23 protein-coding genes are annotated in these 20,518 nt (G+C 72.2%); 7 read left to right on the forward strand and 16 right to left on the reverse strand.

Going from position 1 to position 20,518, the window contains the following annotated elements; translation table 11 throughout:
- Window positions 1-516 (reverse strand): phosphotransferase (locus tag VKN16_23860; GenBank protein HME97251.1); only part of this gene is annotated, 516 nt, incomplete at its 3' end.
- A gap of 16 nt (window positions 517-532) precedes the next feature.
- Window positions 533-1,786 carry an MFS transporter gene (locus tag VKN16_23865; protein ID HME97252.1) on the reverse strand — a complete coding sequence of 418 codons (1,254 nt, stop codon included), beginning with the start codon at window positions 1,784-1,786 and terminating at the stop codon, window positions 533-535.
- Between the two features lie 23 nt (window positions 1,787-1,809).
- Here VKN16_23865 and VKN16_23870 point away from each other — a divergent pair, with 23 nt between their 5' ends.
- Window positions 1,810-2,481 (forward strand): YqgE/AlgH family protein, encoded by a 672-nt coding sequence (locus tag VKN16_23870; GenBank protein HME97253.1) that lies wholly within the window; start codon window positions 1,810-1,812, stop codon window positions 2,479-2,481.
- An 85-nt stretch (window positions 2,482-2,566) separates the two neighbouring features.
- Here VKN16_23870 and VKN16_23875 read toward each other — a convergent pair whose 3' ends face one another.
- From VKN16_23875 to VKN16_23890, 4 genes are read right to left on the reverse strand one after another with little or no spacing between them, the layout of a single operon-like run.
- Window positions 2,567-4,177: a thiamine pyrophosphate-binding protein gene (locus tag VKN16_23875; protein ID HME97254.1), complete on the reverse strand. Its 1,611-nt coding sequence runs from the start codon at window positions 4,175-4,177 to the stop codon at window positions 2,567-2,569.
- Between the two features lie 5 nt (window positions 4,178-4,182).
- Window positions 4,183-5,244, reverse strand: a complete 1,062-nt coding sequence (locus tag VKN16_23880; protein HME97255.1) for an alanine racemase — start codon at window positions 5,242-5,244, stop codon at window positions 4,183-4,185.
- Window positions 5,241-6,056, reverse strand: coding sequence for a class II aldolase/adducin family protein (locus VKN16_23885; GenBank protein HME97256.1), 816 nt, complete (start codon window positions 6,054-6,056; stop codon window positions 5,241-5,243). The genes VKN16_23880 and VKN16_23885 overlap by 4 nt, the downstream gene beginning before the upstream one ends.
- A gap of 9 nt (window positions 6,057-6,065) precedes the next feature.
- Window positions 6,066-6,416 (reverse strand): type II secretion system protein GspG, encoded by a 351-nt coding sequence (locus tag VKN16_23890; GenBank protein HME97257.1) that lies wholly within the window; start codon window positions 6,414-6,416, stop codon window positions 6,066-6,068.
- A 125-nt stretch (window positions 6,417-6,541) separates the two neighbouring features.
- On the opposite strand from VKN16_23890, the gene VKN16_23895 reads away from it, so the two are divergent.
- Both VKN16_23895 and VKN16_23900 read left to right on the forward strand, forming a co-directional pair.
- Window positions 6,542-6,889, forward strand: coding sequence for a RidA family protein (locus VKN16_23895; GenBank protein ID HME97258.1), 348 nt, complete (start codon window positions 6,542-6,544; stop codon window positions 6,887-6,889).
- Window positions 6,889-7,695, forward strand: a complete 807-nt coding sequence (locus VKN16_23900) for a glucose 1-dehydrogenase (protein ID HME97259.1) — start codon at window positions 6,889-6,891, stop codon at window positions 7,693-7,695. The genes VKN16_23895 and VKN16_23900 overlap by 1 nt, the downstream gene beginning before the upstream one ends.
- 172 nt (window positions 7,696-7,867) lie before the next feature.
- Here VKN16_23900 and VKN16_23905 read toward each other — a convergent pair whose 3' ends face one another.
- Both VKN16_23905 and VKN16_23910 read right to left on the reverse strand, forming a co-directional pair.
- Window positions 7,868-8,995, reverse strand: coding sequence for an LLM class flavin-dependent oxidoreductase (locus tag VKN16_23905; GenBank protein ID HME97260.1), 1,128 nt, complete (start codon window positions 8,993-8,995; stop codon window positions 7,868-7,870).
- Between the two features lie 55 nt (window positions 8,996-9,050).
- Window positions 9,051-9,401: a hypothetical protein gene (locus tag VKN16_23910; protein HME97261.1), complete on the reverse strand. Its 351-nt coding sequence runs from the start codon at window positions 9,399-9,401 to the stop codon at window positions 9,051-9,053.
- A gap of 127 nt (window positions 9,402-9,528) precedes the next feature.
- Here VKN16_23910 and VKN16_23915 point away from each other — a divergent pair, with 127 nt between their 5' ends.
- Window positions 9,529-9,969 (forward strand): universal stress protein, encoded by a 441-nt coding sequence (locus VKN16_23915; protein ID HME97262.1) that lies wholly within the window; start codon window positions 9,529-9,531, stop codon window positions 9,967-9,969.
- 12 nt (window positions 9,970-9,981) lie between these two features.
- Here the strand turns inward: VKN16_23915 and VKN16_23920 are convergent, their stop codons facing one another.
- A complete protein-coding gene (locus tag VKN16_23920; GenBank protein ID HME97263.1) occupies window positions 9,982-10,536 on the reverse strand; it encodes a hypothetical protein in 555 nt (184 codons plus the stop codon).
- A gap of 54 nt (window positions 10,537-10,590) precedes the next feature.
- Here VKN16_23920 and VKN16_23925 point away from each other — a divergent pair, with 54 nt between their 5' ends.
- Window positions 10,591-11,625 carry an alpha-hydroxy acid oxidase gene (locus VKN16_23925; protein ID HME97264.1) on the forward strand — a complete coding sequence of 345 codons (1,035 nt, stop codon included), beginning with the start codon at window positions 10,591-10,593 and terminating at the stop codon, window positions 11,623-11,625.
- A 199-nt stretch (window positions 11,626-11,824) separates the two neighbouring features.
- Here the strand turns inward: VKN16_23925 and VKN16_23930 are convergent, their stop codons facing one another.
- Entirely contained in the window at window positions 11,825-12,151 is a 327-nt protein-coding gene (locus tag VKN16_23930; protein ID HME97265.1) for an NIPSNAP family protein, read from the reverse strand.
- 75 nt (window positions 12,152-12,226) lie between these two features.
- Between VKN16_23930 and VKN16_23935 the strand changes: the two genes are divergently transcribed.
- A complete protein-coding gene (locus tag VKN16_23935) occupies window positions 12,227-12,988 on the forward strand; it encodes a DUF1499 domain-containing protein (protein ID HME97266.1) in 762 nt (253 codons plus the stop codon).
- Window positions 12,989-13,013: 25 nt separating this feature from the next.
- Here the strand turns inward: VKN16_23935 and VKN16_23940 are convergent, their stop codons facing one another.
- From VKN16_23940 to VKN16_23960, 5 genes are all read right to left on the reverse strand, one after another.
- Window positions 13,014-14,180: a mandelate racemase/muconate lactonizing enzyme family protein gene (locus VKN16_23940; GenBank protein ID HME97267.1), complete on the reverse strand. Its 1,167-nt coding sequence runs from the start codon at window positions 14,178-14,180 to the stop codon at window positions 13,014-13,016.
- Between the two features lie 23 nt (window positions 14,181-14,203).
- Window positions 14,204-15,262 (reverse strand): UDP-N-acetylmuramate dehydrogenase, encoded by a 1,059-nt coding sequence (locus VKN16_23945; protein ID HME97268.1) that lies wholly within the window; start codon window positions 15,260-15,262, stop codon window positions 14,204-14,206.
- A gap of 79 nt (window positions 15,263-15,341) precedes the next feature.
- Window positions 15,342-15,863 (reverse strand): chromate transporter, encoded by a 522-nt coding sequence (locus VKN16_23950; protein HME97269.1) that lies wholly within the window; start codon window positions 15,861-15,863, stop codon window positions 15,342-15,344.
- Window positions 15,863-16,432: a chromate transporter gene (locus VKN16_23955; protein ID HME97270.1), complete on the reverse strand. Its 570-nt coding sequence runs from the start codon at window positions 16,430-16,432 to the stop codon at window positions 15,863-15,865. Before VKN16_23955 ends, VKN16_23950 begins: the two co-directional genes overlap by 1 nt.
- A 116-nt stretch (window positions 16,433-16,548) precedes the next feature.
- Window positions 16,549-16,941 carry a hypothetical protein gene (locus tag VKN16_23960; GenBank protein HME97271.1) on the reverse strand — a complete coding sequence of 131 codons (393 nt, stop codon included), beginning with the start codon at window positions 16,939-16,941 and terminating at the stop codon, window positions 16,549-16,551.
- Window positions 16,942-17,114: 173 nt separating this feature from the next.
- On the opposite strand from VKN16_23960, the gene VKN16_23965 reads away from it, so the two are divergent.
- A complete protein-coding gene (locus tag VKN16_23965) occupies window positions 17,115-19,139 on the forward strand; it encodes a molybdopterin-dependent oxidoreductase (GenBank protein HME97272.1) in 2,025 nt (674 codons plus the stop codon).
- 58 nt (window positions 19,140-19,197) lie between these two features.
- On the opposite strand, the gene VKN16_23970 is transcribed toward VKN16_23965, so the two are convergent.
- Window positions 19,198-20,511 carry an adenylate/guanylate cyclase domain-containing protein gene (locus tag VKN16_23970; protein ID HME97273.1) on the reverse strand — a complete coding sequence of 438 codons (1,314 nt, stop codon included), beginning with the start codon at window positions 20,509-20,511 and terminating at the stop codon, window positions 19,198-19,200.
- Between the last annotated feature and the right edge of the window lie 7 nt (window positions 20,512-20,518).

Below are 20,518 nucleotides of genomic sequence, written 5' to 3' on the forward strand. Positions count from 1 at the left end.
GAGGTCCACTTGGTGCAGGTGTGTGAGCACGTCGTTCATCGAGTCGTAGATGCGCCCCCGGTCGCCCGGGCTCACGCCGGGCAGGAGCGGATCGGCCATCACGCGGCCCTGCACCCACTCCATGATGAAGAACGCGGTGCCGATCACCGCGTCGTCCTCGCACAGCGCGAAGGTCCGCGGCACCGGGACGGTGGTCTTCGCGAGCGCGGTGATGACGCGGTACTCGCGGTCCACCGCGTGCGCGGAGGGCAGCAGCTTGCCCGGCGGCTTGCGTCGCAGCACGTACTCGCCGCCCGGCGAGCTCAGCCGGTAGGTGGGATTGGACTGGCCGCCCTGGAACTGGCTGACCGTGACCGGCCCCCGGAAGTCGGCGACGTGCCGGGCCATGTAGCGCTCGAGCGCGGCGACGTCGAAGCGGTGCGTGTCGCGGACCGGCACAGTGTCGGCGGTGGAGACGACCTCCGGGGTGTCGGCGGCGTCGGGGGCGGCGCGGCGCGAGACGCGATCGGCGCTCATGGGCTGCGGGGACCGATTATGGCACGGGCGGCGCATCGAGGCCCGGGGGAGTTGGCCCGCCGCGCTCCGCTCGGCGCCGCCACGCGAGCGTCAGCGTGGAGATCAGCAGCGTGCCCATCACTCCGCCCACCATGCAGGCCACCGCCACGCCCCATCGCTCGGCGATCCAGCCCATCAACAGCGAGCCGATCGGGGTCATCCCCGCGAACACCAGGGCGTAGAGGCCCATGATCCGCCCGCGCAGCTCGTCCGGCACCGTGATCTGCACGGTGGTGTTGCAGCTGGTCATGAACACGATCTGCGCGAAGCCCATGGCCATCAGCACCGCGGCGGCGAGCCCGAAGTGGCGCGCGAACGACAGCCCGAACAGCAGCACCGCGGCCGCGATGGCCGAGCCGGCCACCAGGACGATCGGCGGCCGGCCCACCGCGAGGACCGCCACCAGCAGCGCGCCGATCACCGCGCCGACCCCGAGCGAAGCCATCAACAGACCGAAGCCGTGCGCGCCCTCGTGGAGCACGTTGCGCGCGATCAGCGGCACCAGCACGTTCATGTTGACCACGAAGAGACTGACCGACAGCAGCAGCCCGAGCACCAGCGCGATGCGCGAGGTGCCGACCGCGTAGCGCACGCCTTCCGCGATCTCGGCGCCCATGCCGAGGCCGCGGCGCGGGCGCGGCGCGCCCTCGGTGCGGATGGCCGCGAGCGCGCCGAGGACCGCGATGAAGCTGGCCCCGTTCAGCAGGAAGGCGGCCGCGGTCCCGTACCGCGCGACCAGGAGCCCGGCCGCGGCCGGGCCCACCACCCGTGCGCCGTTGAACACCGCCGAGTTGAGCGCGATCGCGTTCATCAGGTCGGGGCGCGGCACCAGGTGGGCGATGTAGGACTGGCGCGCCGGCATGTCGAGCGTGGTGGCGCAGCCGTAGAGCGCGGCGAGCACCGCCACGTGCCAGAACTGCACGTGCCCGCTCCACACGAGCGCGGAGAGGGTGAAGGCCTGGAGCATCAGCGCGGTCTGGGTGCCGAGCAGCATGCGCCGCTTGACCACGCGATCGCTGATCACGCCGGCCACGAAGGAGAACAGCAGGATGGGGCCGAACTGCAGCGCCCCGATGAGGCCCAGCCGGAACGGCGAGTTGGTCAGCTCGAGCACCAGCCACGACTGCCCCACGCTCTGCATCCACGTGCCGATCAGCGAGACGAGCTGTCCCGACCAGAAGAGGCGAAAGTCGCGGTGGCGGAGGGCGCGCAGGCCCGCAGGCAGGGCCATGGTTCGCTATACTGTGCCACGGAATGCTTCGCTCCTCGCTGCTCCTCTGCGGCGCGGTGTGGCTGCTCGCGCTGATGACCGTCTCGCCGGCGAGCCCGTCGTCGTGGATCGCGGCCGCAATGACGTCGCGGGCCGGCGCGCACGCTTCACTCGCGCAGTCGCGCAAGAGCCTCGCCGGGCAGCTCCTGGTGGCCACCGAGCAGCTGGGCGATCCCCGCTTCGCGCGCACCGTCGTCTATCTGGCCCGGCACGACGCGACCGGGGCGCAGGGACTCATCGTGAACCGGCCACTGCGCGAGGTGCCGATCGCCGAGCTCCTGCGTCGCCTCGGCGTGGACGAGACCGGCGTCACCGGCAACCTCCGCCTGCACTACGGCGGCCCGGTCGAGCCCGCGAGCGGCTGGCTCCTGCACACCGGCGAGTATGCGACCGAGGGCACGGACCGGGTGGCGCCCGACGTCGCGCTGACGCCGCTCACGCCGCGCTCCTCGGTGCTCGGCGAGATCGGGCGCGGCGGCGGCCCGCGCCGCTACCGGTTCCTGCTGGGCTACGCGGGCTGGGCGCCCGGCCAGCTCGAGGCCGAGATCGACAGCGGCGCCTGGATCACGGTCTCGGCCGATGAGGCCCTGCTCTTCGACGACGACTACGCGCGCAAGTGGGAGCGCGCCACCGCCCGCCGCCGCACCATCATCTGATCGGGGTCAGGTCTTGCATTACGACATTTTTCTGCCACGTGGCCGGCAGGGCGCTGGCGAAATGTCGTAATGCAAGACCTGACCCCTAGTGGGACGGGGCGGGGCCGTAGGTGGGGGCGGGGAGGCCTTCGATCAGCACGTTGACGACCGCGGGGAGGCCGGAGGCCAGCGCGCGGTCGAGCGCGGGCTCGAGGTCCCCGGCGCGCTCGACGCGCTCGCCGTGTCCGCCCAGGGCGGTCGCGATCTGCTCGTAGCGCGACGGCAAGAGCTCGCAGCCCACCGTGCGGTCGGCGCCGTAGTGGCGGATCTGCAGCTGATGCTCGGCGTTCCAGCGCGCGTCGTTGCCGATCACCGCCACCACCGGCAGGCGGTAGCGCAGGGCGGTGTCCAGCTCGAAGGCGTGGAAGCCGAAGGTGCCGTCGCCCAGCGCCGCGATCACCGGCCGATCGGGATGACGGAGCCGCGTCGCGACGGCCATCGGGATCGCGCCGCCGATCCCGCCGGCGGGCCCGTTGAAGAGCCGCGGCGGCTCGGACTCCACCCCGCCCTGGATCCACTGCCCGAACTCGCCGCCGTCGGCGACCAGGATCGCGCCGCGGTCCACGTGACGCTGGAGCGCATCGGCGACCCGCAGGGGATGGATCGGCGAGCGCGTCGACCGCCGCCCGGCCGCCCACTCGGCGGGGACGGTCGCGCGGGCGACCATCACCTCCTCGCCCCACGCGTGATGGCGCAGACCCCGACCACGCGCGGCCCGCGCGAGCTGATCGGCGACCAGCGCGGGATCCGCCACGATGCCGAGGGCGCCCGCGCGCAGCGCCGCCGCGTCGGGATCCACCTGGATCACGCGGCAGTCCGCGCCGAAGGCCGGCGGCTGGGCGAAGCGCACCACGAAGTCCGGCTTCTTGCCCAGGAGCAGGAGGAGGTCGGCGCGGCCGATCACGAGCGAGGCCATGTGCAGCCACGGATCGTTGAAGCCCCGCGGGCTCTCCATCGCCAGCGCGGGCACGCCGGTCGCCGCGCCGAGGCGCGCCACCGCGGCGCGCCGGTCGCCACGTGCCATCGCGGGCCCGAGCAGGATGAGCGGGCGGTGCGCCGCGGCCAGCAGGCCCAGCACCTCCTCCACGCGCTCGACCGGCGCGGCGATGGGCGTCTCGCGCTCCCCCGCGGCCACGGCGGTGACGTCATCGCCGATCCGGGCCTCGAGCAGATCGCCGGGCAGGCTCACGTGCACCGGGCCGGGGCGGCCGCTTCGCGCCAGATCGAGCGCGGCCGCGATATCCTCTCCGAGCCGGGCCGCATCCTTGGCCCGCCACGACGCCTTGGTGACCGGCGCGGCCACCGCGGCCTGATCCATCTCCTGGAAGCCGCCCCGGCCGACCTGCGCCAGCGGCGCGTGCCCGCTCAGCAGCACCACCGGCGATTCCGACATGAGCGCGCCGTAGAGCGCCGAGACCGCGTTGCAGTGGCCGGGGCCGGCGGTGACCAGCGCCACCCCCGGCTCGTCGGCGAGCCGGCCCCACGCATCGGCCATGTGCACTGCCGCCGCCTCGTGGCGCGTGTGCAGGATCGACAGGTCATGACCGAGCGTCGCGTCGTACAGCGACAGGATCTGGTTGCCGGAGAGCGAGAAGACGTGGCGGACGCCGGCCGCCGCGAGAGCTTCGACCACCAGGTGCGCGCCGGTCCGGGGCACGCCGGTCACCGCACGCGGCCGCGCGCGACCACCGGCCACACCACCTCGACCGCGCCGTCTCGGACCCCGTAGATCTCGTCCACCATGTTGGTGACCACGCAGCAGTGGTTCGGCACCACGCTCACCACCTCGCCGACGGCCGGCCGCTCCGCGCACGCCGAGAAGTCCACCACCGCGTGCTCCTCGGAGAGATGCGCGACGTGCGCCTCCGGGTACTCCATGAGATGGCCGTAGCCCTTCATGTGATAGAGATCCGAGGTGAGCACCTTGCTGCCCGCGTCGAGCACGCCCCGCTCGTCGGTGGGACGGCTCACCACGGTGGCGCGCACGCGCATCGCGCACTGCTCCCAGGTGGCGGTGCCGGTGGAGACCACCATCGCGTCGTTGTACACGCACGTGCCCGCGCGGTGCTCGGTCAGCATGGGAAAGCGGTCCACCGTCGCCAGCGCGGGCGTGCCGCCGCCCGACACCACCGGGACGGGGATTCCCGCCTGCTTGAACAGGGCCAGCGCCCGCTCGAAGAACTCGCGGGTGTCCGGGTCCCGATTCGGGAAGGTCATGAGCCCCTGGAAGCGCAGCCCGGGCCGCGCCATCGCCTCGCGGGCCAGCGCGAGCGCCTCGTCCGGCGTCTGCACGCCGGTGCGGCGGAAGCCGGTATCGCACTCGACGAGGAACGGCAGGTCCACCTGGTGCCGCGCCGCCGCCTCGGACAGCTCGCGCGCGACGACGCCGTTGTCGAAGACCACCGCGAGCCGGGGCACCCGACGGGCCAGCGCCATCAGCCGCTCGGTCTTGGCGGCGCCGAGGATGTTGTAGGTGAGCAGCACGTCGTCGGCCACCTTGGCGTCGGCGAATACCTCGACCTCGCCGAGCTTCTGACAGGTGATGCCGACCGCGCCCGCCGCCATCTGCATCTTCCCGATGTCGGGGATCTTGTGCGTCTTGATGTGCGGGCGATTGGCGACGCCCAGCCGGCCGAGATGCGCCTGCACGCGGCGGATGTTGTCCTCCATCACGTCGAGGTGCACCGTGACGGCGGGCGTGTCGAGATCGCGGAGTGCGGTCACGGGCTCCTCCTGACCTTCTGCTTCCAGAGCTCCCACGGACGGCCGACGGTGCCGGCCACCGCCGCCTCCGCCTGCTGCGCCTCGCCCGGGCTCAGGTAGGTGACCGGGCCGCCCAGGGCCATCGCCTGCGCCTGCAGGCGCGCGTTCATCTCGGTGTAGATGCTTCGGAAGACCACGATGGGCAAGCTCGGGCCCACCACCACCGCGCCGTGCCCGCGCATGAGCGCGACCGGCCGCGGGCCGAGGGCCTGGGCCAGCGCGCGGCCCAGGGCGGGCGTGCGCACCAGCATGTCGGTGTCACCGCCCGCGGCGGCGCGGATGTCGAACACCGGTACCCCGGCGGCGAGGAACGCGCTCATGTGGTAGAGCGGACGCAGCGGCGCGCCGGTGACTCCGAACGGGATCACCGAGGGCGAGTGGTCGTGCACGACGGCCCGCACGTCGGGGCGCCCCCGGTAGATCTCGCCGTGGATGAAGCGCTCGAGATAGCTGCTCCGGCCGCGCGGATCGACCGGCTCGGAGTCCAGGTCGTATTCCATGATGTCGGCGGCGGTCACCAGCTCCGGGGCGAGCGAGCGCGACATCATGAAGCGGCTCGGGTCGCGATCGTGGCGCGCGCTCACGTGCCCGTAGCCGTCGAGCACGCCCTGATCCACGAGGATGCGGTTCGCGGCGACGAGATCGTCGATCAGCTGCGGATTCGCCGGTCCCGCCGACGTCCGCTGCGCGACGGCGCGCCGAGGCCGGAGCAGGGCCGCGGCGAGGGCGGCCGCGCCGCCCGCCACCAGGGCTCGCCGAGTCATCTCGATCATGGCCGGACCCTAGGGTGCGGTGACGGTTTGCCCGCCGCCGGTCGAGGTCACCGTGAAGCTCTCGCCCTGCCGCGTGTAGACGTAGGCGGACCAGCCGGTGGGCGGCGCCGGGATGGAGCCCAGCATCGGCCCGCACGCGACGCCGGACACCGTGGTCTTGGTGATCAGCGCCTCCAGCGAGTCGGGCAGCTCGCCGCAGGTGACCCGGTAGGTGTTGACCGCGGTCGCGATGGTCTGCACGTCGGTGCGGGCCTTGGTGGTGCGCGCCAGGGGCAGGTCCTCGCGCACCGCCTTCTCCTCCCGCTCGCACGCGATCAGCGCGAGCACGACCGCGGCGACGACCGCGATGCTGCGGAGCATTCGCACGAGGCTCATCCTTTCCTGGCTCGGAGAAAATCCGACGCGACGGCCGAACTGTGCCAGAATCATACGCCGCTCGGACGCGTTCAGCCAAGCCGCGACCCCCGAACCGAAAGGAGACCGCGATGACCATCAAGCGACACGCCGTCGGACCCCGACTGAGCCAGGCCGTCGTGCACGGCAACACGGTGTACCTGGCCGGCATCGTCGCCTCGGACCCCTCGGCCGACGCCAAGGGCCAGACCGAGCAGATCTTGAAGAAGATCGACGAGCACCTGGCCGCGACCGGCAGCCACAAGTCCAAGCTGCTCTCGGCCACGATCTACGTGGCCAACATGGGCCTCTACAACGACATGAACGCGGCGTGGGACGCGTGGATCGACCCGGCCAACACCCCGGCCCGCGCCACCGTCGAGGCGCGCCTGGCCACCCCGAAGTACCTGGTCGAGATCATGGCGGTGGCCGCGATCTGATGTCCGCTCCGGCCGACCCGCATTCCAAACCCGGCGCCCGCTTCGCGGGAAAGGTCGCGCTCATCACCGGCGCGGCCGGCGGCATCGGGCGGGCCGCCGCGGTGCGCTTCGCCTCGGAAGGAGCGCAGGTCGGCCTCGTGGACCTCTCGGCAGACGGGTTGCGGGAGACGCTGGCCGCGGCCGAGCAGGCGGGAGGCCGCGGCGTCACCGTGCAGGCCGACGTCACGCGCGCCGATGAGGTGGCGCGCTACGCGAGCACGGTCGCGGAGCGACTGGGCGGCGTCGACTGCTTCTTCAACAACGCGGGCATCCTCGGCGAGGTCCGCCGGCTGGTGGACTATCCCGAGGAGGTCTTCGACCGGGTGATGGCGGTCAACGTCAAGGGCGTCTGGCTCGGCATGAAGACGGTGGCGCCGCTGCTGCGGGCCCGCGGCGGCGGCGCGATCGTCAACACCGCGTCGATCGCGGGGCTGCACGGCTCGCGGGTTCCGCTGGTCGCCTACACCGCGAGCAAGCACGCGGTGGTGGGGCTGACGCGCACCGGGGCGCTCGAGCTGGCCCGCGACGGCATCCGCGTGAACGCGGTCTGCCCGAGCCCGATCGAGACCGCAATGGTGCGGGCGCTCGAGGAGGCCGCGAGCCCCGCCAACCCCACCGGCTTCCACGACCGGATGGCGAGCACCATCCCGCTGCGGCGCTACGGCAGCCCCGACGAGGTGGCCGCGCTGGTGGCGTTCCTCTGCAGCGCCGACGCCCGCTACATCACCGGCGGCATCTACCCGGTCGATGGCGGCGCCACCGCGTAGCCGGCGGGCGATAAAGGCCCATCTGCATCGTTGGCGCCCTCGGCCGCACGCTCAACGTAGAGAGACTACGCTTCGCGTGCGGCCTTCGGGCGCCGCCTCGCAGCTGGACCTTTCTCGCCCGCCGGCAGAGCTCTCACCCGGACCGGCTAGCCGCGCGGTGGCGGGCGCGGGGTCAGGAGCCGAGGAGCGAGACGCCCGTCTTCTCGGGCGCCGGGGTCGCCGTCGGCGCGGCGGCGGCCACGTGCGACTTCAGCGCCGGCATGACCTCGCGGGCGAAGTGCCGCATGTTCTGCTCGGCGTCCTCGTAGGGCATGCCCGCGTAGCTGAACACGCCCACGTAGTGGCTGTTGCCGGTGCGAGCGTGGATGTCGAGGATCTTCTCGTAACACTGCTCGGGCGTGCCCCACACCTGCAGGTTCATGAAGTAGTCGATGACGGTGTCGGTACCGTACTGGTGGATCTTCTCCGCCATCTTGCCGTAGTACTCGTAGCCCTTGGTGTGGGCGAGGTGGTCACCCTGGAACTGGTAGTGATCGAGCACCGTCTGGTAGTAGCCGCCGATGTAGCGCCGGGCCATCGCCTCGGCCCGGTCGGCGCTCGCGTCGCAGAAGGTCCAGCCCGCCGAGACCGGCGGTGGCGCGTCGGCGTGGTTGACCTGGCGGTAGACCTCGCGGTAGGCGTCCAGCTCCCGCGCCACTTCCTTCCACGGCTTCTGCGGGATGATCAGGATGCCCACGCCCAGCTCGGCCATGATGCGCACCGACTCGGGCGAGACCGCGGCCGCGTAGGTGCGCCCGCGGAAGGACTTGAACGGGGCGGGTCGGATGGCCGCTCGCGGCTGCTTGACGAAGGCGCCGTCGTACTCGCAGTAGCCGCTCTCGAGCCCACGCAGCAGCATCTCGGCGGCCTCGACGAAGCGCGGCCGCGACTCGTCCATCGAGAGGCGGAAGCCGTCGAACTCCACCTTGCCCGCGCCCCGGCCGAGCCCGAGGATCAGGCGGCCGCCCGACAGATTGTCGAGCATGGCGACCTCCTCGGCCACGCGCATCGGATCGTGCCAGGGCAGGACGACGACCATGGAGCCGAGCTGGGCGGTACGGGTGCGGCCGGCCATGTAGGAGAGGAACTGCAGCACGTCGGGGCACATCGTGTAGTCGGTGAAGTGATGCTCGACGCCCCAGACCGACTGGTAGCCGAGCGGCTCGGCCAGCTCCGCGAGCCGCAGCTCGTTCAGATAGACGTCTCGATCGCTCCGCGCCTTGCTCGGATTCTGGAATACCGCGGCCATCCCGACGTGCATGTGGGTTCCCCCTCGCGGGGATGGTACGCGAGGGGGAACCGGGCCAGCAAGCCGGTCAGGCGACGCGACGCAGGGGCCTCGCGGGCGCGGGCGCTTCCGCACCGCGCCGGACCACGAGCTCGTACCCGCGCGGGACGCGGGCCATCAGCACCGGCCAGACGTCCTCGAGCATCCACTCCCAGCCGCCCGGCACGGACACCACGACCTGGCCCAGCGACCAGACCCCGCGCGGCGTGACCTGCACGGAGACGAACGACTCGCCGCCCAGCTTGCGGTCGACCAGGGACTGCACGTAGGCGCGCGTCGACAGCGCCTTCGCCTCGCTGCGGTCGCGGAGCACCCGCCAGGCGAGAGGTCCCACCACCAGCAGCAACCCGATCCCCGTCGCGACAAGAACATCGATCATGGCGCTCTCCTTCCGTGCTTGAGATGCGGGAGGCGCCTCGAGGGATTCTTCATCTTTCCGACATAGAAGACCGGAATCGATTCGCCCCACCGCGGCGTCCAAAGAGCCGATGAGGAGGAATCAACCCATGACGGCAAAACGCATTCTCGTACCTCTCGATGGTCGTGAGTCGAGCGAGGCCGCGGCGGCGCTGGCCGCCGACCTGGCCCGCAGCAGCGGCGGCACCGTTCGCCTGCTGCAGGTCCATCCCGTGCCCGCGCAGCGGATGGGCACCTTCGGTCGGGTGGTGGCCTACGCCGACCAGGAGATGGCACGCCTGACCGGCGAAGGGCGGGACTATCTCGAGAGTGTGGAGGCGCGGCTCGGGTCGGTTCCCGTCGAGATGGTCGTGCGGTTCGGCGACCCCCGGGAGGAGATCCTCACCGAGGCGGAGGCGTTCGACGCCGATCTGATCGTCGTCACCGCGCCCCGTCGCACCGGATGGCTGTCGCGCCTCGGCCGGGGCGGCATCGGCGAGCGTCTGCTGCACGACTCCACGGTTCCCGTCGTCGTCGTGCGCGCCGCCTGACCCGAACCGGATCTAGTCGTAGAGCCGGCCGCGCTGCAGCTTCCGATGGCAGTGGAAGAGCGTGTACTCGATCGTGCGCGCGGAGACGCCCAGCGCGAGGGCGTGCCCGCGTAGCCGTTTCAGGTACTGCTCCCACTGCGCGACCGTGAACGCCCGCCCGCGCGGGTTGCCCGCCACCGACCGAATGCGGAACAGCAGCTGCCAGCAGCGGACGTCGAGCACGCCGTAGCGGCGCGGATCGATCAGGGTCAAGATCGCGGACGCGGTGGCCACGCTCACCCCGAGCAGCGCGGTGAGGTGCTCGATGCGCTCCCGTTCGCTCCGAGCGGCCAGCGCGGCGGTGGAGGCCCGACGGATCCGAGCCGCCGTGTTCCGCTCGTAGTGACGACGCGCGCGGGGACTCTTCCACCGGCACATCGCCAGGAACTCGGCGCGGGTGAAGCGCCCGCGCGTCTTGATCGGCGCGAGCCGTCGCACCAGCGCGGCGGTCGGCGGATGCTCCTCGGTGACGAGCTCGCGGCGCAGCAGCACGCGCAGGCTGCGGTACGGCACGCGCTTCAACGGCATCGGTCGCCCTCGCCTCCGTTGCGTTGCCGGTGGGGAAGCCGTATGGTACCGCCCATGATCGAGCCCTTCGTGACCTTGCCCGAGATCCACCGCGCCGCCCGGGCGCGCCTGCCGCGCACGTCGTACAACTTCGGCGCGGGCGGCACCGAGACCGAGACCACCCTGCGCCGCAACCGCCGCGCGCTTCGGCGGCTCGCGATCCGCCAGGACATCCTCGTGGACGTCCGCCAGATCGACCTGACCACGTCACTGCTCGGCGTGCCGCTGTCGTGGCCGGTGGTGATCGCCCCGATGGGCGGCCTCGTGCTGTTCCATCCCGAAGGCGACGCGGAGATGGCGCGGGGCGCCGCGAAGGGCGACACCCTGCAATTCCTGAGCGGGGCCACCGGCTGGTCGGTGGAAGCGGTGGCGGCGGCGAGTCCCGGGCTCAAGATGTTCCAGCTCTATCACATGGGCGACCGCGCGTGGGTCGCCGACCTGCTGGCCCGCGTCGAGGCCGCCGGCTATCTCTGCGTCTGCCTCACGGTGGACGTGCAGGTGTACAGCCGGCGCGAGCGCGACATCGCGGCGCGCTTCACCCCGCGCGAGGCCATGCTCAAGGCTCCGAATCCGCGGCCGCCCGATCCCGACTACCCGGCGCGCCTCACCTGGGCCGACGTGGATTGGCTGCGCAAGACCACCCGCCTGCCCATCGGGCTCAAGGGCATCATGACCGTCCGCGACGCCAAGCGCGCGGTCGAGGCCGGCGTCGAGCTGATCTGGGTCTCGAACCACGGCGGCCGTCAGCTCGACGCGACCCAGGCCAGCATCGACGCGCTGCCCGCGGTGCGCGACGCGGTCGGCGACGCGGCCAGCGTCGTCATCGACGGCGGCTTCGCACGTGGCACCGACGTGATCAAGGGCGTCGCGTGGGGCGCCGACGCGGTGGCGATCGGTCGCGCCGCGCTCTGGGGGCTCGCCGCCGACGGCGCGAACGGGGTGGCCTGCACCATGGACATCCTGCGGCGCGAGCTGCGCACGTCCATGGCGCTGGCCGGCCAGACGAGCATCCGTGGGCTCACCCCCGACGTGGTCTTCCGCGTGGACTGAGGCGGTCGACGCGGGCTACTCAAGCCCCGCGCCCTCGAGCTCGCAGTGGCCGCCGAGCGTGTCGTCGGGGCGCCACCAGCCCCCGCGCAGGGCGCAGAGTGGGGTCAGGTCTTACATTGCGACATTTCGTCGCGCGCGCCGATGTCGTCTGATGCGGCGAAAATGTCGCAATGTAAGACCTGACCCCTTCGCCGCATCGCTACTGCATCGGCGAGTAGGCGGTCGGCCTCAGGATCTGGGCGGTGAGCCGGCGCACCAGCGGGCCGTTCTTCTCGGTCTCCGCGAACCTGGCGAGCCGGTCCTTGTCCGCGAAGAAGCCGCCCCATTTCTTCTCGCGGTCCGCGAGACTGTCGTAGGCGAGGATGTAGATGAGCTGGTCCGACGAGCCGCCGAGCTCGTTGGTCCAGAAGCCGACGACCTGGATGTCGTGCTTCTTGAAGAAGTCCATCGTGATCTCGGCGAAGCGCCGGTTCAGGTCGGGCAGCCGGCCGGGCATGGCATGATAGGTGCGGAGCTCGTACAGCATGGAGACCCTCCTGGCGGCGCGGTGTGTGATGTCTGGGCGCGACTCTAGGCACGCCGCGCGCACGTGTCAAGCCACGTGAGCGGTCGACTCGCCCGCGTCGCCTCCCTCGTCGTCCACGTCGGGCTCGCCCTGACCGTGCTCGGCGCGCTCGCGCTGCTGCTCGCAGGACTCGGCAGCCGCTGGGACTGGTGGGACTTCCGGACCGGCTTCGTGATCTTCCGCTTCACCTTGTACGCCGGGCTGCTCGTCATCGTGGTCGTGCTGATCGGCCTCGTGCTCGCGTGCCTGGACCGCACCGGCCGCACGATGCTGCTCTCGCTGGTGTCGGTGGTGCTGCTCGTCGCGGTCGCGGCGGTGCCGGTCAGCCACCTGCGCGGCGCCGGCCGCGTGCCGCCGATCCACGACATCACCACCGATCCCGACGACCCGCCCCGGTTCGTCGCGGTGCTGCCGCTGCGCCGGAACGCGCCGAACTCCGCGGACCACGCGGGCCCCGCGCTGGCCGCCCAGCAGCGGGCCGGCTATCCGGACCTCGCGCCCGCCCGCTTCGCCGCGCCGCCCGCGGTCGTGCTGGAGCGCGCCAGGCAGGTGGCCCGCGACCTCGGCTGGGCCGTCGTGGCGACCGCGCCCGCCGAGGGACGGCTCGAGGCGACGGATCGGACGCGCTGGTTCGGGTTCCGCGACGACGTGGTGGTGCGGGTGAGGCCCGACGGCGCGGGCAGCCGGGTGGACGTCCGGTCGGTCTCGCGGGTGGGCCGGAGCGACCTCGGCACCAACGCCCGCCGGATCGAGCGCTTCCTCACCGCCCTTCGGAGCGCGCTGGCCGCGTCCCGCTGAGGCCGTCGCGGCGCGACTCGGCCGGTCAGGAGCGCACCGCGACGCGCTCCACGAAGTCCCGCTTGAGGGTGAGCCCGAGCCCGGGACCGGTCGGGGCGAGCACGTGGCCGTCCTCGAAGGCCACCGCCTCCTCGACCAGATCGTTCAGCAGCGGGTTGTGCCCGCGCGAGAACTCCAGCAGGTTCACGCACGGCGTGGCGATGGCCAGGTGCAGGCCCGCCGCGAAGAGGATGGCCGAGCCCCACAGGTGGGGCGCCACCGTCAGATCGTGGGCCGCCGCGAGCGCGGCGATGCGCTGCGTCTCGGTGATGCCGCCCGCGATGGCCACGTCGGGCTGGCAGATGTCCACCGCCCGCGCCGCGATCATGTCGCGAAAGGCGAAGCGCGTCTGCTCGCTCTCGCCCGCCGCGATCGGGATGTCGGTGGACGCGCGCACCTCGGCCTGCCCCGCCAGGTTCTCCGCCGACACCGGCTCCTCGAGCCATCCCAGATCGCAGTCCTCGACTTTTCGGGCGAAGCGCTGGGCGTCGCGCACGCTCCACGTTCCGTGGGCGTCGACCATGATGCCCACCTCGGGGCCCAGGGTCTCGCGCACCTCGCGCACGCGGGCCGCCGAGTCGTCCACGCTCTTGTCTTGAAGTCCCACCCGCAGCTTCACCGCGCGGTGGCCGCGCTCGACGTACTGGATCATCTGCTTGCCGATCGCGCCCACCGGCGCCCAGCCTCCGCTCGCGTAGGCGGGCACCCGGTCGCGATAACGCCCGCCGAGCAGTCGCCAGACCGGCTGGCCGGCCGAGCGCCCCAGCAAATCCCAGCACGCGATGTCGATGCCGCTGATCGCGCTCATCGCGAGCCCGCGGCGGCCGATGGTGGGGAACGTGCGCCCCTCGCGCGTGGCGTAGCGGGCGCGCGTGCCGTTGTAGAGCGTCTCCCAGATCGCGGTGACGTCGCGCGGATCGCGCCCGATCAGGGCCGGCCCCATCTCCTCGCGGATGAGCGTCACCATCGCCGCGTAGTGGCCCAGGTTGCCCACCGCGGCCTTCGCCTCGCCCAGGCCGGTGAGCCCGGCGTCGGTCTCGATCTCCACCAGGCACATGTTGAAGGTGTCGTTGCGGCCGAAGTCGCTGACGTGGGCGTGCTCGGCGGGAATGGGCGCGCGGAGCCAGGTGGCGCGGACGGCGGTGATCTTCATGGGCTCTCCTTCGCAGGCGATGGTCAGTCGAGGCCGAGGGTACCCCAGAAGATCGGCTCGGGGTGCAGCCGCACGCCGAAGCGCGCCTCCACTCCGGCGCGGACGCGGCGCGCGAAGGCGGCCACGTCGCGCGCGCGGGCGCCGTCCTGGCACACGATGGCGAGGGTGTGCCGCGTCGAGAGGCCGACCGGGCCCTCGGCCTGGCCCCGGGCGAAGCCGGCGCGCTCGATCAGCCAGGCCGCCGAGAGCTTCACCCGGCCGTCCGGCTGCGGCCAGCGCGGCATCGAGAGGCCGACCGCGCGCGCGTCGATGGCGGACAGCGCCGACGCGTCCACGATCGGGTTCAGGAAGAACGAGCCGCAGCTTCGCGCGTTCGGATCGCCCGGCTCGAGCACCATGGACTTCGATCGGCGGATCCTCAGCACCGTCTCGCGCACCTCGGCCAGCGAGGGCCGCGCGAGGCCGCGGCTGTCGAGATCGCGCGCGATGTCGGCGTAGCGGACGTTCGGGGCGCCGCCCCGGGCGAGCCGGTAGGTCACCGCGAGCACGACGAACCGGCCGGGGGCGCCGCTCTTGAACCGGCTGTCGCGGTAGCCGAAGCCGCACTCGGCCGGCCCGAGCGTGACCACCGAGCCGCGCTCGCGGTCGAGCGCCCGCACCGCGCTCAGCGTGTCGGCGACCTCCTGCCCGTAGGCGCCGACGTTCTGGATCGGGGTCGCGCCCGCGAGTCCGGGAATGCCGCTCAGGCACTCGAGCCCGGCCCAGCCGCGCTCCACCGTGTGACGCACCAGCGCATCCCACGGCTCGCCCGCCGCCGCGGTGACCTCCATCGCGCCGGCCGCCTCGCGCGTGGAGATCCCCCGCAGCGCGATCTTGAGCACGAGGCCGTCCACGCCATCGTCGGCGATCACCAGGTTCGAGCCGCCGCCGAGCACGCGCACCGGCACGCCGCGGGCCGCCGCCCAGCCGACGGCCTCGGCGACGGTGGCCTCGTCGGCGGCCTCGATCAGGTAGCGCGCGGGGCCGCCGATGCGCAGCGTGCAGTGCGGAGCCAGCGGCGCGTGCTCGAGCGGGGTGACCATGGCGGAAACATCTTACCCCTCACCCTGCCCTCTCCCCTGAGGGGAGAGAGGGGGCAGACTACGCCCAGCGGCAAGCGGGCTACGAGGTGAGGAGCCAGCCGATGCCGCCCGCGGCCAGGATCGCCAGCACCGGCGGAACGCGGTCGCTGCTCACCGCGAGGGCGGTGGCCAGCGCCAGCGCGGCGGTGACGCCGTCGTGGACCGCGGTGCGCGCCAGCGTGTACACGCCACCGGCCATCAGCCCCACGCCCACCGGGATGAGCGAGCGCTCGACCAGGAGCGCCCAGGGTCGCGTGCGCCACCGCTGCCAGTGATGGGAGACCACGATGGCCACGATCGAGGTCGGCAGGAACATGGCGAGACCGGCGAGCAGGGCGCCCACCAGCCCGTGGGCGCGATAGCCGACGAAGACCGCGACCAGCATGTTGGGCCCCGGCGTGAGCTGGGTCAGCGTGTAGCCGTCGACGAATTCGCGCGCGGTCAGCCACTGGTGCACCGAGACGGTCTGCCGCTCCATCTCCGGGATGACCGCGAGGCCGCCGCCGACGCACAGAAAGCTCAGCCACAGGAACGTCCAGGTGAGCCGCGCCAGCTCCGCCATCAGCGGCCGGCCTCGGGCTCGGGCGGCGCCACCGCCGCGCGCGGCGCGCGATGCAGCCAGAGGCTGGCCACGGCCATGACGAGCACGACGCCGACGGTGGGCAGGCGGAGCGGGCCGACCGCGGCGAACGTGAGCGCGGCGACCAGGAACGCGCGGCCGCCGCGCAGCGAGCCGCGCACGATCCGCAGCGTGGTCACCGCCACCAGCCCGACGACCGCCGCGCTCAGGCTGCGCATCAGCAGCGTGAGGCTCGGGCTGAAGGCCCCGCCCACGTAGAGCGCGCCCAGGGCCAACAGGATGACCGCGCCCGGCAGCACGACGGCGAGCAGGCCCCAGCTGCCGCCGGCCAGGCCGGCCAGCCGGTAGCCGAGGACCACGCTGAGATTGCTGAAGTTGGGGCCGGGCAGCACCTGGCTCAGCGTGAAGTCGGCCACGAACTCGTCGTGCCGGATCCAGCCCCGACGGCGCACCAGCACGTCGTGGAAGTAGGCACTGCGCCCGCCGCCGAGGCTCGAGATGCCGGTCCAGGCGAAGGCGGCGATCAGCCGGAGGAGCGAGACGCGTCTCACTCGCGGGACTCGAGCGAGCGCGAGGGCGGCATGGCCTCTGGAGTGTAGCACCTCTCCCCCCGGGGCCTCCGGGGGGAGAGGCAGGACGACGTCAGCCGCGAATCAGCGAAGCGCGACTAGTAGCGCCAGGCGGGTGCCGGATAGCACCAGCCCTTCCTGGCGTGGCCGGGCGGGCAGAACGCGGGCTGGCGCACCACCGCGCGACGCGGAGCGGGCACGTACACCGGATACGGCTTCACGACGACGCGCGGCGCCGGTACGTAGCGCGGCGGAGGCGGCACCACGACGACGGGAGCCGGCGCGTAGACCACCGGGGGAGGCGGCGGGGCGACCACGACCGGCGGCGCCGCGACCACCGGGCCGCGACCGAAGATGCCGACACCACCCAGGATCTGGTTGAACACGGCAAAGGCGCCGAGGCCCAGGGCCGCGTCCGTGGACGCGCCCGCGAAGGCCAGCGTGGGGGCAAAGACCGCGGCGGCCAGGACCAGCGCGATCAGCTTTTTCATGATGTTGTCTCCTCTTTCCGGGGCCATGGATGCTGCCCCTGCACACCGGATCAGACGGCCGGGGCACCCCGCGTGTTTACGGCTTGGCTGGGTCATCCAACTCCGCCAATTAAAAGAGAAATCGTCCATAGCGGGCTGGCGGACACTGGCCGTCCTGCCGTAGGATGCGGGGCATGAGCGACCATGCGAGCGTGTGCCCCCTCGACTGCCCGGATACCTGCAGCCTGACCGTCACCGTGGAGAACGCGAAGATCGTGAAGATCCGCGGCTCGCGGGCCAACCCCTACACGGCCGGGGTCATCTGCACCAAGGTGGCCGCATCGTATCCGGACTGGGTGCACGGCCCGGGACGGATCGAGACTCCGCTCCGGCGCGTCGGGGCCAAGGGCGAAGGCCGGTTCGCGCGCGTGTCGTGGGACGAGGCGCTCGACATCATCCACGAGCGCGTCACCAGCGTGATCGCGGCCCACGGCCCGGAGGCGGTGATGCCGCTGAACTACGCGGGCCCGCACGGCATGCTGGCCTACGCGTCGATGGACCTGCGCTTCTTCCACAAGCTCGGCGCCTCGCTGCTCGACCGCTCGCCCCTCTGCGGGGGCATCCGCACCCAGGCCTGGCTCGGCACCTTCGGCACCGCGCCGGGCATCGCCCCCGAGCAGGTGCGCCATTCGAAGCTGGCGATCGCGTGGGGCAACAACGTCACGTGGTCGAATCTCCACCTGACGCCGATCTGGAACGCGGCACGGCGCGACGGCGCGAAGACCGTGGTCGTCGATCCGCGACGCACCAAGATCGCCGAGCAGTGCGACCTGCACATCGCGCTCAAGCCCGGCACCGACGTGGTGCTGGCATGGGCGGTGGCCGCGGAGCTGGAGCGGCGGGGAGCCTTCGACCGCGCGTTCATCACGCAGCACGTGGCCGGCGTCGAGGAGTTCATGGCCGGGGCGCGCCGCTACCCGGTGGCCGAGGCCGCGCGCATCTGCCGGGTGCCCGAGTCGCAGATCCGCCAGCTCGCGGAGTGGTACCACACCCTGTCGCCGGCGTCGATCAGCGTCGGCAACGGGCTCGAGCGCAACCAGAACGGCGGCAGCGGCATTCGCGCGATCTTCGCGCTGCCCGCGCTGGCCGGGAAGTTCGGGGTGCCCGGTGGCGGGCTCGTCAACGGGGCCGGCTTCGCGTTCCCGAAGACCCCGGCCCGCCTGCAGCGGCCGGACCTGCTCCCGCCGGGCACCCGCACGCTCAACATCGTGGATGCGGGCAAGCACCTGCTCGATCCGACGCTGTCGCCGCCCATCAAGGCGGTCTTCATCTACAACCACAACCCGCTGGTCGTGCATCCCGACCAGAACCGGATGCGCCGGGCGCTCGCGCGTGAGGATCTCTTCACGGTGGGCGCGGACGTGGTGATGACCGACAGCATGGCCTACGCCGACGTGGTGCTGCCCGCGTCCAGCCACTTCGAGTACGACGACATCTACGCGGCCTACGGCCAGCACTGGCTGCAGCGCGCCGAGCCGGTCATCCGCCCGCAGCACGAGTCTCAGCCCAACACCGAGATCTTCCGGCGCCTCGCCGCGCGCTTCGGCTTCACCGACCCGATCTTCACCGCGAGCGACGCCCAGCTGATCGACGACGCGGTCGACGGCGCCGATCCGCGACTCGGCGGGGTGGCCCCGAGCCGGCTGCCCACGGACCGCGCCACCGCGATGACCGTCTCGGGCGAGCCGGCCATCCTCTTCAAGAACGTGTTCCCGAAGACCGCTTCCGGCAAGGTCGAGCTGGTCTCGGACTACCTCGACCAGAAGTACGGCAGCCGACTGCCGACCTACCGGCCCTACGAGACGCCCTTCCCTCTGATCCTGATCACGCCGGCCTCCGACGAGCGCATCACGTCCACCTTCGGCGGGTTGAAGGCGGGCGACGTCACGCCGCCGCTCGAGATGCACCCGGACGACGCGAAGGCCCGCGGACTGACCGACGGGACCATGGTGCGGGTGTGGAACGAGCTGGGCGAGGTGCACCTGCCGGTCAAGATCACCACCGAGGTCACGCCGGGCGTGTGCTGCAGCCTCAAGGGCGCGTGGATGAAGACCAGCAACAACGGCCAGACCGTCTCCGCGCTGGCCCCGGCCCACCACGCCGACATCTGCGGCGGCGCCTGCTACAACGACTGCCGGGTCGAGGTCGCCGCGCTCTAACCCCTCTCCCTCTCCCTTTAGGGGAGAGGGCAGGGTGAGGGATGGGTCGCGCCCGCCGTCAAGGCACGACGAACAGGCGCCAGTCGCCGGGCACGCCCTTCAGGGCGTGACTGCCGCGATCGACGAACTCGAGTCCGGAGCCCGCCACCAGGTCTCTCACCGTGCTCGAGACGAGCACCTCGTCGGGGCCGGCCAGCGCGGCCACCCGCGCGCCGATGTGCACCGCGATGCCGACCACGCCGGCGCCACCCAGCTCGCACTCGCCGGTGTGCAGCCCGGTACGGACCTGGAGGCCCAGCGCGTGGACCCGCTCGCGAACCGAGCACGCGCATCGGATCGCCCGGGCCGGGCCGTCGAAGGTGGCGAGCAGACCGTCGCCCGCGGTGTCCACTTCGCGGCCGCGAAACGCGGCGAGCTCTCGTCGCATCATCTCGTGCCACTCCGCGCGCAGCTCGCGCCAGCGGCGGTCTCCGATCTGGGCGGCCCGCTCGGTGGAGCCGACGATATCGGTGAACATCACGGTGGCGACCACCCGGTCCGCCTCCAGCCGGCGGCGTCCCCCCGTGATGAACTCCTCGATCTGATCCGCGATGACGTCCTGCGTCTCCAGATCCAGCACGAGATGGTCGGACCCGGGAATCTCCGCGTACCGGGCTCCCGGGATGTGCTCGGCCAGGTAGCGGCCCGCCCGGACCGGAACGAGCCCATCGTCGACGCGATGCAGGATCAGCGTCGGCACCCGGAGCGTGGGCAAGAGGCTCCGCACGTCGATGTCGTAGTTGGCGCGCATCAGGGCACGGACGGACCCGGGGCTGGCGGCGGCGCGCTCGATCCGGGAAAAATGCTCGACGAAGGCCGGATCGTCGCGGCGGCTCGGCGCGTTGAGCTGGAGAAGAGCGCCCTCGCCCCAGTGGCGCTGGAGCGCACCGAGAAACCGATCGAGGACGTCCGGAGTCACGCCCCACGGCTCGCCCTTCATCGAGGCGAAGGTGCCGTAGAGCACCAGCGCGGACGTTCGCTCGGGATAGGTGGCCGCGAACATCAAGCACATGGGGCCGCCCTCCGACCAGCCGTAGATGGTCGCGCGCTCCGAGCCGGCCGCGTCCATCACCGCGCGCACGTCACCGATGCGCTCCTCGAGCGTCTGCTCGGCGACCCGGTCGGAGAGGCCCTGCCCGCGCTTGTCGAAGACGATTACCCGCGCGAAGGTGGTGAGGCGCTTGAGGAGGTGCTCGTTGCTCGGCACCTCCCACAGCAGCTCGACGTGGGAGAGCGTGCCGGGGATGAGGACGATGTCGCGAGACCCGGCCCCGAAGACCCGGTAGGCGATGTGGACCTCGCCGCTCGCCGCGTACCGTACGGGTTCTTGCACGCCGGCC

The sequence above is a fragment of the Candidatus Methylomirabilota bacterium genome (assembly GCA_035315345.1).
Taxonomy (GTDB): domain Bacteria; phylum Methylomirabilota; class Methylomirabilia; order Rokubacteriales; family CSP1-6; genus CAMLFJ01.

What these genes read in the sequence shown, in the direction of transcription:
- VKN16_23930 (HME97265.1), bottom strand. Translation starts at nt 12,151, where the DNA reads ATGCTGTACGAGCTCCGCACCTATCATGCCATGCCCGGCCGGCTGCCC.
- VKN16_23865 (HME97252.1), bottom strand. Translation starts at nt 1,786, where the DNA reads ATGGCCCTGCCTGCGGGCCTGCGCGCCCTCCGCCACCGCGACTTTCGC.
- VKN16_23900 (HME97259.1), top strand. Translation starts at nt 6,889, where the DNA reads ATGTCCGCTCCGGCCGACCCGCATTCCAAACCCGGCGCCCGCTTCGCG.
- VKN16_23965 (HME97272.1), top strand. Translation starts at nt 17,115, where the DNA reads ATGAGCGACCATGCGAGCGTGTGCCCCCTCGACTGCCCGGATACCTGC.
- VKN16_23870 (HME97253.1), top strand. Translation starts at nt 1,810, where the DNA reads ATGCTTCGCTCCTCGCTGCTCCTCTGCGGCGCGGTGTGGCTGCTCGCG.
- VKN16_23925 (HME97264.1), top strand. Translation starts at nt 10,591, where the DNA reads ATGATCGAGCCCTTCGTGACCTTGCCCGAGATCCACCGCGCCGCCCGG.
- VKN16_23950 (HME97269.1), bottom strand. Translation starts at nt 15,863, where the DNA reads ATGGCGGAGCTGGCGCGGCTCACCTGGACGTTCCTGTGGCTGAGCTTT.
- VKN16_23920 (HME97263.1), bottom strand. Translation starts at nt 10,536, where the DNA reads ATGCCGTTGAAGCGCGTGCCGTACCGCAGCCTGCGCGTGCTGCTGCGC.
- VKN16_23915 (HME97262.1), top strand. Translation starts at nt 9,529, where the DNA reads ATGACGGCAAAACGCATTCTCGTACCTCTCGATGGTCGTGAGTCGAGC.
- VKN16_23940 (HME97267.1), bottom strand. Translation starts at nt 14,180, where the DNA reads ATGAAGATCACCGCCGTCCGCGCCACCTGGCTCCGCGCGCCCATTCCC.
- VKN16_23945 (HME97268.1), bottom strand. Translation starts at nt 15,262, where the DNA reads ATGGTCACCCCGCTCGAGCACGCGCCGCTGGCTCCGCACTGCACGCTG.
- VKN16_23885 (HME97256.1), bottom strand. Translation starts at nt 6,056, where the DNA reads ATGATCGAGATGACTCGGCGAGCCCTGGTGGCGGGCGGCGCGGCCGCC.
- VKN16_23960 (HME97271.1), bottom strand. Translation starts at nt 16,941, where the DNA reads ATGAAAAAGCTGATCGCGCTGGTCCTGGCCGCCGCGGTCTTTGCCCCC.
- VKN16_23890 (HME97257.1), bottom strand. Translation starts at nt 6,416, where the DNA reads ATGCTCCGCAGCATCGCGGTCGTCGCCGCGGTCGTGCTCGCGCTGATC.
- VKN16_23905 (HME97260.1), bottom strand. Translation starts at nt 8,995, where the DNA reads ATGCACGTCGGGATGGCCGCGGTATTCCAGAATCCGAGCAAGGCGCGG.
- VKN16_23895 (HME97258.1), top strand. Translation starts at nt 6,542, where the DNA reads ATGACCATCAAGCGACACGCCGTCGGACCCCGACTGAGCCAGGCCGTC.
- VKN16_23910 (HME97261.1), bottom strand. Translation starts at nt 9,401, where the DNA reads ATGATCGATGTTCTTGTCGCGACGGGGATCGGGTTGCTGCTGGTGGTG.